General features: G+C 35.3%; 11 protein-coding genes and 2 tRNA genes. 12 read left to right on the forward strand and 1 reads right to left on the reverse strand.

Annotated features, from left to right (window positions below; all coding sequences use genetic code 11):
- Positions 1-58 precede the first annotated feature (58 nt).
- The 6 genes from B11cv2_RS02910 (at position 59) to B11cv2_RS02935 (ending at position 6,602) form a co-directional block, all read left to right on the forward strand.
- Entirely contained in the window at positions 59-1,207 is a 1,149-nt protein-coding gene (locus B11cv2_RS02910) for a cysteine desulfurase family protein (protein WP_100693235.1), read from the forward strand.
- Positions 1,208-1,366: 159 nt separating this feature from the next.
- Positions 1,367-2,878, forward strand: a complete 1,512-nt coding sequence (sufB, locus tag B11cv2_RS02915) for a Fe-S cluster assembly protein SufB (RefSeq protein ID WP_100693236.1) — start codon at positions 1,367-1,369, stop codon at positions 2,876-2,878.
- Between the two features lie 40 nt (positions 2,879-2,918).
- Complete coding sequence (gene sufC / locus B11cv2_RS02920; protein WP_035005870.1) at positions 2,919-3,674, forward strand: Fe-S cluster assembly ATPase SufC; 756 nt, start codon at positions 2,919-2,921, stop codon at positions 3,672-3,674.
- 11 nt (positions 3,675-3,685) lie between these two features.
- Positions 3,686-4,954, forward strand: coding sequence for a Fe-S cluster assembly protein SufD (gene sufD, locus B11cv2_RS02925; protein ID WP_100693237.1), 1,269 nt, complete (start codon positions 3,686-3,688; stop codon positions 4,952-4,954).
- Between the two features lie 9 nt (positions 4,955-4,963).
- On the forward strand, positions 4,964-6,208 hold the full coding sequence (locus B11cv2_RS02930) for a cysteine desulfurase (RefSeq protein ID WP_100693238.1): 1,245 nt from the start codon (positions 4,964-4,966) through the stop codon (positions 6,206-6,208).
- Complete coding sequence (locus B11cv2_RS02935; RefSeq protein WP_100693239.1) at positions 6,201-6,602, forward strand: SUF system Fe-S cluster assembly protein; 402 nt, start codon at positions 6,201-6,203, stop codon at positions 6,600-6,602. The genes B11cv2_RS02930 and B11cv2_RS02935 overlap by 8 nt, the downstream gene beginning before the upstream one ends.
- A gap of 947 nt (positions 6,603-7,549) precedes the next feature.
- Here the strand turns inward: B11cv2_RS02935 and B11cv2_RS02940 are convergent.
- Positions 7,550-7,625 (reverse strand) — tRNA-Val (locus B11cv2_RS02940).
- A gap of 214 nt (positions 7,626-7,839) precedes the next feature.
- Here B11cv2_RS02940 and B11cv2_RS02945 point away from each other — a divergent pair.
- From B11cv2_RS02945 to nuoE, 6 genes are all read left to right on the forward strand, one after another.
- Positions 7,840-7,916: transfer RNA gene (locus B11cv2_RS02945), tRNA-Asp, on the forward strand.
- Between the two features lie 294 nt (positions 7,917-8,210).
- Complete coding sequence (locus B11cv2_RS02950) at positions 8,211-8,576, forward strand: NADH-quinone oxidoreductase subunit A (protein ID WP_100693240.1); 366 nt, start codon at positions 8,211-8,213, stop codon at positions 8,574-8,576.
- Positions 8,567-9,148 (forward strand): NADH-quinone oxidoreductase subunit B family protein, encoded by a 582-nt coding sequence (locus B11cv2_RS02955; protein ID WP_100693241.1) that lies wholly within the window; start codon positions 8,567-8,569, stop codon positions 9,146-9,148. The genes B11cv2_RS02950 and B11cv2_RS02955 overlap by 10 nt, the downstream gene beginning before the upstream one ends.
- Positions 9,149-9,160: 12 nt before the next feature.
- Positions 9,161-9,769, forward strand: a complete 609-nt coding sequence (locus tag B11cv2_RS02960) for an NADH-quinone oxidoreductase subunit C (RefSeq protein ID WP_100693242.1) — start codon at positions 9,161-9,163, stop codon at positions 9,767-9,769.
- Between the two features lie 202 nt (positions 9,770-9,971).
- Positions 9,972-11,162 carry an NADH-quinone oxidoreductase subunit D gene (locus B11cv2_RS02965; RefSeq protein WP_100693243.1) on the forward strand — a complete coding sequence of 397 codons (1,191 nt, stop codon included), beginning with the start codon at positions 9,972-9,974 and terminating at the stop codon, positions 11,160-11,162.
- Positions 11,162-11,833: an NADH-quinone oxidoreductase subunit NuoE gene (gene nuoE, locus B11cv2_RS02970; protein ID WP_100693244.1), complete on the forward strand. Its 672-nt coding sequence runs from the start codon at positions 11,162-11,164 to the stop codon at positions 11,831-11,833. The genes B11cv2_RS02965 and nuoE overlap by 1 nt, the downstream gene beginning before the upstream one ends.
- The last annotated feature ends 26 nt before the right edge of the window (positions 11,834-11,859 follow it).

Genomic DNA, 11,859 nt, shown 5'->3' on the forward strand with positions numbered 1-11,859 from the left:
AAGAAAATTGCATTATTTTTTTTAAATCAATTTTTGGGATAGATAATTAGGATTTAAAATGGCTGTAAAACGCCGGTATCTTGATCATAATGCAACGACACCGCTCACAAAAATGGCACGAATGGCATTATTAGAATCTTTAGAGATATTTGGTAATCCATCATCTGTTCATACGGAAGGGCGTGCTGCTAAAGCACTTTTACAGAAATCCCGTAGACAAATTGCTGATAGACTTAAGGCAAATCCAGATAATGTTGTATTTACATCTGGTGCTAGTGAAGCAGCGATGACTCTGTTGACACCTTTTTATCATATTGGAAGGTCTGAAGTGCAGTTTTCGCATCTGTACATTGGTGCGAGTGAGCACCCGTCCATTGCAGAGGGAGGACGTTTTTCTAAAGAATTGATTAGTATAATTGATGTTGATCAGAATGGTTTGATCCAGCAGGATAAGTTAAAATCTTTATTAATAGGGCATGATAAAGTGAAAGGTTTACCGCTTATCGCTATTCAAGCTGCCAATAGCGAAACTGGTGTTATCCAAAATATTCAAGAAATAGCGACTATTGTTCGGGATGCTGGAGGTACTCTTATTGTTGATTTAGTTCAATATATAGATAAACATCCCATTGATATTAATCATTTTGGAGGTGATTTTTTTATATTATCAGCCCATAAAATTGGAGGACCTAAAGGGGTTGGTGCATTTGTTTCATGTGGAGATCTTCTTATGCCTTCTCCTCTTATTACTGCTGGTGGACAAGAAAAAGGACACCGTGGAGGGACAGAGGCCTTACCGCTTATTGCTTCTTTTGGAGCAGCAATGGAAAATTGTTTTACTCAAGAAGAAATAAAAAAATTAATCTATTTACGTAACAAATTGGAAGATGGTCTACTAAAAATTAGTCATGATGTTATAATTTTTGGTAGGAACGTTCAACGTTTGCCAAATACTACTTATTTCACTGTAAGGGGTATAAAAGCTGAAACAATGCAAATTGGTTTTGATTTAGCAGGATTTTCTGTATCAGCAGGCTCTGCTTGTTCTTCAGGAAAAGTAAAACAGAGCAAAGTTTTGGAAGCAATGGGATATCATATATCAAATGGTGCGATCCGTGTTTCAACAGGACGTTGTACAACTTCTAAAGATATTGATGATTTTTTATTGATTTTTGCTCAAATTATAGGTAACAAAAGGCAGCATTAATCAATTAAGAAATTAAGCATTATTCTTTAAAAATGGAGTAAGCTTGATTGGAATTTTCCTATTTTGCATATTAAAGTCACCTATTTTTATTTTGTGAAGCAAATAAGATATTTATCTTTTATCACCGGTTTTTGACACCGAAAAAAATGGAGAAAACCGATGCCGGCAGTGCAGGAAACAATACGCCAGGTAAGTGAAATAGACGTTGATCAATATAAATATGGTTTTGAAACGAATATTGAAGTGGATAAGGCTCCAAAAGGGCTAAATGAAGATATTATTCGATTTATTTCCGCTAAAAAATGTGAACCTGAATGGATGTTAACATGGCGTTTGAAAGCTTTTCGCCGGTGGTCTAAAATGGAAATACCTCGTTGGGCACGCATTAAATATCCAAAAATTAATTTTCAAGAACTTTACTATTACGCTGCTCCTAAAAATCATACAGGACCAAAATCTTTAGATGAGGTTGATCCTGAATTATTAGCGACTTATGAAAAGCTTGGTATTCCCTTAAAAGAGCAGGAAATTTTAGCTGGAGTAAAAAAACAGACGGATCTTTCTACATCTGATGATAATATCTACGCATCAGGGCAAGTAGCTGTTGATGCTGTCTTTGATTCTGTTTCGGTTGTAACAACATTTAAGGAAGAATTAGCACGTGCCGGTGTTATTTTTTGTTCTATTTCAGAGGCTATCATTGAGCATCCTGCTTTTATTCAGGAATATTTAGGAGCAGTTGTACCAGCTGGTGATAATTATTACGCTGCCTTAAATGCAGCTGTCTTCACAGATGGCTCATTTGTTTATATTCCAAAAGGAGTGCATTGTCCTATGGAACTCTCAACCTATTTTAGGATTAATGAACGTAATACAGGGCAATTTGAGCGAACATTGATTATTGCAGATGAAGATTCGTATGTCTCTTATTTGGAAGGGTGTACTGCGCCTCAGCGTGATGAAAATCAGTTGCATGCAGCTGTTGTCGAGCTTATTGCTTTAAAAAATGCGGAAATTAAATATTCAACAGTACAAAATTGGTATCCTGGTGATAAGGAAGGAAAGGGGGGGATTTATAATTTTGTAACTAAACGAGGGGATTGTAGAGGAGATAATTCCAAAATTTCGTGGACACAAATTGAAACAGGTTCTGCAATTACTTGGAAATATCCATCTTGTTTATTACGGGGTAATAACTCACGCGGAGAGTTTTATTCTATTGCTGTTGCAAATGGTCATCAACAAATTGATTCCGGTACAAAAATGATCCATTTAGGAGAAAATACATCAAGTCGTATTATCTCAAAGGGTATTTCTGCTGGTTTTTCGAATAATACTTATCGTGGACAAGTTACTGCACATAAAAAAGCTAAGAATGCACGTAATTTTACTCAATGCGATAGTTTGTTAATTGGTAATGATTGCGGTGCTCACACAATACCTTATATTGAAGCAAAAAATGCAACAGCTCAGTTTGAACATGAGGCAACGACATCAAAGATTTCTGATGATCAACTTTTTTATGTTATGCAACGGGGAATTCCTGAGGAAGAAGCAATAGCATTAATCGTTAATGGATTTGTAAAAGAAGTTATTCAAAAATTACCAATGGAATTTGCTGTTGAAGCGCAGAAACTAATTGGCATTAGTTTAGAAGGCAGCGTAGGCTAATTGCTCATTGCATAAAATACAGCAACAACAGGATTAAGTTATGTTAGAAATAAAAAATTTGCACGCCCGTATTTCTGAAACTAATACGGAAATCATTTGTGGTTTAAATTTGACGATTCAAGATGGTGAAGTCGCTGCTATTATGGGGCAAAATGGAGCAGGAAAATCTACTTTGTCTTATTTGCTTTCTGGTCGTGATGACTATGAAGTAACAGAAGGTGATATTCTTTATAATGGACAATCAATTTTAGGAATGAGTCCAACAGAGCGTGCAGTAAGCGGTATTTTTTTAGCATTTCAATATCCAATGGAAATACCTGGTGTTGCAACAATGGAATTTTTAAAAGTTGCAATAAATTCTCAACGTAAAGCTCGAGGTGACAAAGAACTTAAAATTTCTGAATTTATTCAATATGTTAAGAAAACCGCTTCTGAACTTGAAATAGATATGGCTATGCTTAAACGTTCACTGAATGTTGGTTTTTCAGGTGGAGAAAAAAAGCGTACTGAAATTCTTCAAATGGCTCTGCTTGAACCAAAACTTTGTATTTTAGATGAAACGGATTCTGGTTTAGATATTGATGCTTTAAAAATTGTTGCAGATGGTGTTAACAAATTGCGTAATCAAGAACGTTCATTTTTGGTTATTACTCATTATCAACGTCTGCTTGATTATATTACGCCTGATACAGTGCATGTTCTTTATAAAGGTCGTATTATTAAAAGTGGCGATAAATCTTTAGCATTGTATTTAGAGCAAAATGGATATGCTGATATTATCAGTAAAACTGCTTGAGGTTATTGAATATGCGCATAAACTCACAACCAAAATTGATTGCAGTTGAAGAAGATATTATCAATAATTTTAATCAACGGATTGATCTTTTACCCGGCGATGAAACAGTGCAAGTTATCCGTAAGAAGGCGATTGAATTATTTCAAAAAACGCGTCTTCCTTCGCGCAAAGTAGAATATTGGCATTATACTGATTTACGCGTTTTATTAAAGTCTGTTAGTGATTTTTTAGAATTTAATGATAAACAAACGATTGATAAATTACTTCCAGAAAATATTGTTTTTTCTATTGAAAATGGTAAAGCGCTTACCTCAAATAAAATAGAAGGTGTTGAAGTAGAGAATCTTGTAACGGCATTAGATAAAAATAGTGCTAAACTAAATTCAACTATTTCTGATGAAAATTTTATTGGACAATTAAATACAGCCTTCGTTACAGATGGTTGGCTTCTCAAGATTTCTGATAATATTAAATTGGATGTGCCAATTGAATTACAAAATATTCAAATGGGAGGGCAATCACATACTTTTTCAAGTATCAAAGTCGGAAAGAACAGTCAGGCTGTAATTATTGAACGTCAGATAGGCAATGACAAAGATACTTTTGTTAGTTCAGTTATTTCATTAAATCTCGCTGCTAACAGTAGTATAACGTGGATTCTTATCCGTGATAGGGGGGAAAGTGCTACACAATTTAGCCAATTTCGTGCTGTGCTTGCTAAGAACGCTGAATTAACACTTTATGTGATTAATATAGGTAGTCAACTTAATCGTCAAGAAATTGATATTGAGTTGTTAGGAAAAGAGTCTAATTTTCAATTACGAGCAATAAATTTATTGTCTGGAAAAATGCACAGTGATCTTACGATGACTGTACGTCACGTTGAAGAAAAATCAATTTCGAAAGAAATTATACGTAATGTTGTCACAGATAAAGCACGTGGTGCTTTTCAAGGAGTAATACGCGTTGCACAGAAAGCGCAAAAAACAGATGCCCATATGGCTTGCAATAGTCTTATTCTTTCAGATGATGCAGAATTTTATGTAAAGCCTGAACTAGAAATTTTTGCAGACGATGTTGCTTGCGCTCATGGAGCAACAGTTGCTAAAATTAATCATGATCATCTTTTTTATCTAATGGCACGTGGTATATCTTTTAAAACTGCCTGTGAACTTTTGGTAAAAGGGTTTATTTCAGAACTTATTGATGACATTAAGCAAGATAACATGCACACTCTTTTAAGTACTATTATTAGTAAATGGTTAGTAACGAACGTCTAAGGCAGAAAAATGGAAAGTAAGGTAAAAACATTAAATTATAATGTAGAAGAAATTCGCCGTGATTTTCCTATTTTGCAAAATAATATTTATGGTAAACGATTAGCTTATCTTGATAGTGGAGCATCCGCTCAAAAGCCACTATCTGTTCTTAATGTCATGAATGATTTTTATCGACATCATTATGCTAATGTACATCGAGGCATGCATTTTTTATCAAATACAGCAACACAATTTTATGAAGATGCTCGTGAAACAGTTCGAGCTTTTTTAAATGCTCAAGTAGTTGAAGAAATTGTTTTTACGAAAAGTGCAACAGAAGCTATTAACACTGTAGCTTATGGTTGGGGAATGCCTAAATTAAAAAAAGATGATGAAATTATTCTTACTATTATGGAGCATCATTCAAATATTATTCCTTGGCATTTTATTCGTGAACAAAAAGGTGCTAAACTTATTTTTCTACCAGTTGATAAAGATGGTGTTTTACATATTGAATCTTTTCAAAACGCTTTAAGTGATAGAACCCGTCTTGTTGCTATTACACATATGTCCAATATATTGGGAAGCATATCTCCTATCAAAGAAATTATTAAGTTAGCACATCAAAATGCTGTTCCTGTTTTGGTTGATGGTTCTCAAGGAGCGGCACATTTAACGGTGGATATGCAAGATCTTGATTGTGATTGGTATGTTTTTACTGGTCATAAAGTTTATGGTCCTACAGGTATTGGTGTTCTTTATGGTAAAAAGTATCGGCTGGAAGAAATGCGTCCTTTTCAGGGCGGAGGACAAATGCTTGAAGAGGTGACACTTGATAAGGTTTCTTATAATTCTCCTCCATATCGTTTTGAAGCTGGTACACCTCCTATAGTTGAAGCTATTGGATTAGCGGCAGCTATTGATTATATACAAGAAAAAGATAGAAATGCGATTTATACACATGAAATGGCGCTTTTAAATTACGCCCATGAAAGACTCCAAACAGTTCAGTCATTACATATTTATGGACGTGCTTTGAACAAAGGTGCTATTATATCCTTTGAGCTTGAAGGTATTCACGCACATGATGTTGCTATGTTTGCTGATCGAAAGGGAGTTGCTATACGTGCGGGAACGCATTGTGCACAGCCTTTATTACAACATTTTGGTTTAACGTCTATCTGTCGTGCGTCATTAGCAATGTATAGTAACCGAGAAGATATCGATCAGTTGGTTGAAGCGTTAGAAAAAGCAAGGATATTTTTTAATGGTTAGATTAATTAAAAAATGCTCTTCAGCTGAGCCTATTGGTTTAGAAAATGATAAGCAAGAGTCTTGTTTATCAGCAATTCCAGAATCTGAGATTGATCGTCTGACAAACGATATTATTGCTGCTCTTAAAACAGTCTACGATCCGGAAATACCTGCTGATATTTATGAGTTAGGATTGATTTATCGGATTGATATTGAAGATGATCGTTCGGTAAAAATTGAAATGACACTTACAGCTCCTGGATGTCCTGTTGCAGGTGAGATGCCAAGTTGGGTAGAAAATGCTGTAAGTGCAGTTGAAGGTGTTTTAAGTGTTGAAGTAATTATGACATTTGATCCTCCGTGGACACCTGAGTGTATGTCAGAAGAAGCACAAGTTGCTGTTGGATGGTATTAAAAATAAAATAATAATAAAATCAATATTTTATTATCTTATTTATCACTTTTTTGAGCTTTTTATTGTTTCGATAGACTAGCTTTTTGCGATTAGCGCTCTTTGTATAAAAAACTACTATGTTATCAGCTAAAAATTTCTTTGAGTTGAGATACTATTGCATCTAAAATTGCAGTTTTTGTTGCGGCTACTTTTCTTAAATCATCAGTTAATTTTTGGTACTAGCAACAGTAATGGTAATGGAAGCTACCATTGATAAGACAGAACTTGAGATGGGGCTTTAGACAATGGCAAGACTGGGATTGATAATCATGAAGGTAGAGTTTGCTGTAAAAGTGATTTTTGTGGTTGTTGTGCACGCTTAATAACAAAGAAAAAGTTTTTTGGAAAGAGTATGGTCAGTATTAGAAAAGGTGTTTACGCCCTTAGTCCTTATGCAGTTAGTGCGTATTGCTAAACGCTTGCAAGAGCAATGTTTGTAATCTTGTCGAGGAAAGAAATATTTTGTGGTGATGATGGTGGTTTTAGAAGCTTTTTTGTAGCCTGAGTGAGGGCTTTTCGTTTTGGTAAGAAGACTGAACGGCAAAAATAAACAGCGACTATCATTATAAGAGAGTAATAATATAGCTGGTCGTATTAGTTAATATTGAATATATTTGGAGAAAAGCAATTTCATTGTCATTATTCCAAATTTAGTAAGGAAAATCTTTAAAGCATAACAAATAAGGTGCTTATGTATATGGGTAACGATGAATAAAAATCGATCACAAAGAAAAAACTCAATGCTTTTGATACTTAACACAAACTAAAAATCACCTTGAAAGCAAGTTTTGATTTTTAATGCGTATAAAGGAAAATATAAAGTGCTATTCCCTAACCTTTATTTTTGTATCCCGCACCTTAAAAAAAGATAAATAAAATCAGTATGTTACATTTACCTATAAGACACATGGTGGGCGATGAGAGACTCGAACTCCCGACATCCTCGGTGTAAACGAGGCGCTCTACCAGCTGAGCTAATCGCCCAATTTAATAATTCACAATTGGATGAACATTCTATTAAGGAAAAAAAAAATTAAAGGCAAGAATAAAAAATGTTATTTATTAATGTTTTTTAGAGAATTAGACGAGTTTTATTGTTTATTTAATTTTTTTTAAAAAACGTTTCATTTTTCTTGACAGAAACGAATGAACATCTTACACGACCATTGATACCATATTAATTGGTTCCAAGAAGTGCGCGGGTGTAGCTCAGTTGGTTAGAGTGCTGGCCTGTCACGCCGGAGGTCGCGGGTTCGAGCCCCGTCACTCGCGCCATTTCAGTTTTTTATTTCCTAATTTTCTTAATATGTGCTTTTTTGTAGGTTATAATAATTATTTAGCGCATTCTATAGAATTTTTAGCTGATGTTTAATTTTTACTTTTTTATATAGTTTTATGAGAATAAGGGCTTGCGTCTTCCTTTTCTCTGCAGTACCTATTAAAATAAATACTGCGCGGCATGCCCTTTAAGCTGTACGAGCGGAATTAGCGTGATGATTGTTGTAATTTTATCTAGACAACATTAGATGTTTACGCTAATTCAGAACCTCATTAAGGCGGAAAAGGATTATGATCCATTTATTGAACTCTTATTTACCGGTATTGATTTTCATTATTATTTCAGTAATTATTGCTGGAGTTCTTTTAATTATACCTTATATTGTGGCTTATCGTGCTCCTGATCCTGAAAAACTATCGGCTTATGAATGTGGATTTAATTCATTTGATGATGCTCGAATGAAGTTTGATATTCGATTTTATCTCGTTTCAATTTTATTCATTATTTTCGATCTTGAAGTTGCTTTTCTTTTTCCTTGGGCTGTTTCGTTTTCTTCAATAGGTATATTTGGTTTTTGGTCGATGATTGTATTCTTAGCGATCTTGACAGTTGGATTTATATATGAATGGAAAAAGGGGGCTCTTGAATGGAATTAGGGTTTAATAATTCAACGGTTGTTGCTCCAAAAGCGAAAGGAATCATTGATCCAAATACAGGTAAGCTGGTAGGTTCTAATGATAAGTTTTTTAATGATATTAATGCTGAATTAGGAGACAAGGGCTTTTTAGTAACTTCAGTAGATTCTTTAATCACTTGGGCACGCACCGGTTCATTGATGTGGATGAGCTTTGGTTTGGCTTGTTGTGCGGTTGAGATGATACAATGCTCGATGCCTCATTATGATAATGAACGTTTTGGATATGCGCCGCGCGCTTCGCCCCGTCAATCAGATGTCATGGTGGTTGCTGGTACTTTAACAAATAAAATGGCACCCGCTTTACGCAAAGTTTACGATCAGATGCCTGAACCACGTTATGTGATTTCTATGGGTTCCTGTGCAAATGGTGGAGGGTATTATCATTATTCTTATTCCGTTGTGCGTGGATGTGATCGTATCGTCCCAGTAGATATTTATATTCCAGGATGTCCTCCTACAGCAGAGGCGTTGCTATATGGTATCTTACTATTGCAGAAAAAAATCCGTCGTACTGGGTCTATAGAGCGATAGGGATTTTAAATAATGAGTGAAACATTAAGCGAGCTTTCTAGCTATTTGAAAGATAAATTGGGGGATAAGATAGAAGAAAGTATTCTTGCATTTGGCGAATTGACAATTGTATCACGTCTTGATGCAATTACTGATGTTTTAATGTTTGTTCGCGATGATTCTCGTTGTCAATTTATTAGTATTACAGATATTAGTGGTGTAGATTATCCTTCTCGTGAAAAACGTTTTGATGTATCTTATCAGTTATTATCTCCGCGACATAATTTACGTTTACGTATTAAAGTGCGTACTGATGAGAATATTGCTGTCGCTTCTGCTTGTTCGATTTATCCTGGAGCAGAATGGTATGAGCGTGAAGCCTACGATATGTATGGCATTTTATTTTCAGGGCACCCAGATTTACGACGTATTTTAACAGATTATGGATTTGAAGGGCATCCTTTGCGCAAAGATTTTCCTGTAACAGGGTTTGTTGAATGTCGCTATGATAATGAAGCCAAACGAGTTATTTATGAGCCTGTTGTTTTGCGACAAGAAATGCGTAATTTTGATTTTCTTTCGCCTTGGGAAGGTCATGAACATATTTCGTTATGTGGTAAAAAGTCACATGTTGAAAAATAATACTATAATTGAAAATGTGATAAAGATTGTAAGTTATTTAAAAATAATTGATCCTTTTCAGTAAGGATGGTGTATAGAAAGCTGTAATTGTATATGAGTTATTTGATTCACAGTGAATAGTTATTTTATATCGTGCATTAAATAGCATCGTATTCTTTGTGTTCAGTTTTTAGGATGCATTGAGAAAAGTAAGGGGTTAATAGTGGCTGAGGTCAATGTCCGAAATTTTAATATTAATTTTGGTCCACAGCATCCTGCTGCGCATGGTGTTCTGCGTATGGTTTTAGAATTGGATGGTGAAGTTGTTGAACGTGTGGATCCACATATTGGATTACTGCACCGCGGCACAGAAAAGTTAATGGAAACAAAAACTTACCTTCAGGCAGGACCTTATCTTGATCGTTTAGATTATGTCGCTCCTATGAATCAAGAGCATGCTTTTGTGCTTGCTATTGAAAAATTGTTGGGTGTTGAAGTTCCTAAAAGAGGTCAATTAATTCGCGTTCTATTTTCTGAAATTGGGCGTATTCTTAATCATTTGCTTAATGTAACCACACAAGCAATGGATGTTGGTGCTTTAACACCGCCGCTCTGGGGGTTTGAACAGCGTGAAAAATTGATGATTTTTTATGAACGTGCATGTGGCGCACGTCTTCATGCAAATTATTTCCGTCCTGGTGGTGTGCATCAGGATTTACCAGAATCTTTGATTGAAGATATTGGTAATTTTATTGACCCATTTCTTATTGCTCTTGATAAACTTGATGCACTTATAACACCTAATCGAATTTTTAAACAGCGGAATGTAGATATTGGTGTGGTGAATATTAACGAAGCTTGGGCCCGTGCTTTTTCTGGAGTAATGATTCGCGGAGCTGGTGTGCCGTGGGATTTGCGTAAAAGCCAACCTTATGAATGTTATGATGAAATGGAATTTGATATTCCTGTAGGTAAAAATAGCGATTGTTATGATCGTTATCTCATTCGTATGGAAGAAATGAGGCAATCAACGAAAATTATGCGGCAATGTGTGGACCGTTTGCTTTCTTCTGAAAAAAATGGACCAGTTTCGAGTTTGGATCGTAAGGTTGTGCCACCAAAACGCAGTGAAATGAAAAGTTCGATGGAAGCGCTGATTCATCATTTTAAACTTTATACAGAAGGTTTTCATACTCCTCCTGGTGAAGTTTATGTCGCTGTAGAAGCGCCAAAAGGTGAGTTTGGTGTTTATCTAGTCTCTGATGGAACCAATAAGCCTTATCGTATTAAATTACGTGCTCCTGGTTTTGCTCATCTTCAAGCTATGGACTTTCTGACTCGAGGTCATATGCTAGCAGATGCAACAGCTATTTTGGGTTCAATTGATATTGTTTTTGGGGAGATTGATCGTTAATGTCTGTACGCCGTCTTGCCGATGCTATCCATCAACCAGCAGAATTTTCTTTCACAAAAGAGAATCAAGTATGGGTGCAAAATACCATAAAGAAATATCCTGTAGGGCGTGAACAATCTGCTGTCATTCCTTTATTAATGCGTGCTCAAGAGCAGGAAGGTTGGGTAACGCGTGCTGCAATTGAACATATCGCTGAAATACTTTCTATGGCTTATATTCGAGTTTTAGAGGTTGCAACTTTTTATACTCAATTTCAATTGAAACCAGTTGGAACAAAGGCGCATATTCAGGTTTGTGGTACCACTCCTTGTATGCTACGTGGTTCTGGAGAATTGATCAAAGTTTGTCAAAAAAAGATTCATGATAAGCCTTTTGTTACTAATCAAAGTGGTACATTATCATGGGAAGAAGTTGAGTGTCTCGGTGCTTGTGTTAATGCTCCGATGGTTATGATTTTCAAAGATACTTATGAAGATCTTACAGCTGAACGTCTTGAAGAAATTATTGATGCATTTGAAGCAGGTAAAGGTTCTAATATAGCTGTGGGACCACAAAATAATCGTAAATCATCAGAACCTATTAGTGGATTAACGTCTTTAGTTGATGAAAATAAAATGAAATCATTTAAATCTTCAAAGAAAAAGAGAAATGAAGGTATGGAAGTTGGATGAATATTTTTTTGAGTTGAATAAAACAT

The organism is Bartonella sp. 1-1C, assembly GCF_002810325.1.
In the GTDB taxonomy this organism is placed as follows: Bacteria; Pseudomonadota; Alphaproteobacteria; order Rhizobiales; family Rhizobiaceae; genus Bartonella; species Bartonella rochalimae.

Coding starts and splice junctions, on each gene's coding strand:
- B11cv2_RS02910 (WP_100693235.1), top strand. CDS start 59: ATGGCTGTAAAACGCCGGTATCTTGATCATAATGCAACGACACCGCTC.
- sufB (WP_100693236.1), top strand. CDS start 1,367: ATGCCGGCAGTGCAGGAAACAATACGCCAGGTAAGTGAAATAGACGTT.
- sufC (WP_035005870.1), top strand. CDS start 2,919: ATGTTAGAAATAAAAAATTTGCACGCCCGTATTTCTGAAACTAATACG.
- sufD (WP_100693237.1), top strand. CDS start 3,686: ATGCGCATAAACTCACAACCAAAATTGATTGCAGTTGAAGAAGATATT.
- B11cv2_RS02930 (WP_100693238.1), top strand. CDS start 4,964: ATGGAAAGTAAGGTAAAAACATTAAATTATAATGTAGAAGAAATTCGC.
- B11cv2_RS02935 (WP_100693239.1), top strand. CDS start 6,201: ATGGTTAGATTAATTAAAAAATGCTCTTCAGCTGAGCCTATTGGTTTA.
- B11cv2_RS02950 (WP_100693240.1), top strand. CDS start 8,211: ATGATCCATTTATTGAACTCTTATTTACCGGTATTGATTTTCATTATT.
- B11cv2_RS02955 (WP_100693241.1), top strand. CDS start 8,567: ATGGAATTAGGGTTTAATAATTCAACGGTTGTTGCTCCAAAAGCGAAA.
- B11cv2_RS02960 (WP_100693242.1), top strand. CDS start 9,161: ATGAGTGAAACATTAAGCGAGCTTTCTAGCTATTTGAAAGATAAATTG.
- nuoE (WP_100693244.1), top strand. CDS start 11,162: ATGTCTGTACGCCGTCTTGCCGATGCTATCCATCAACCAGCAGAATTT.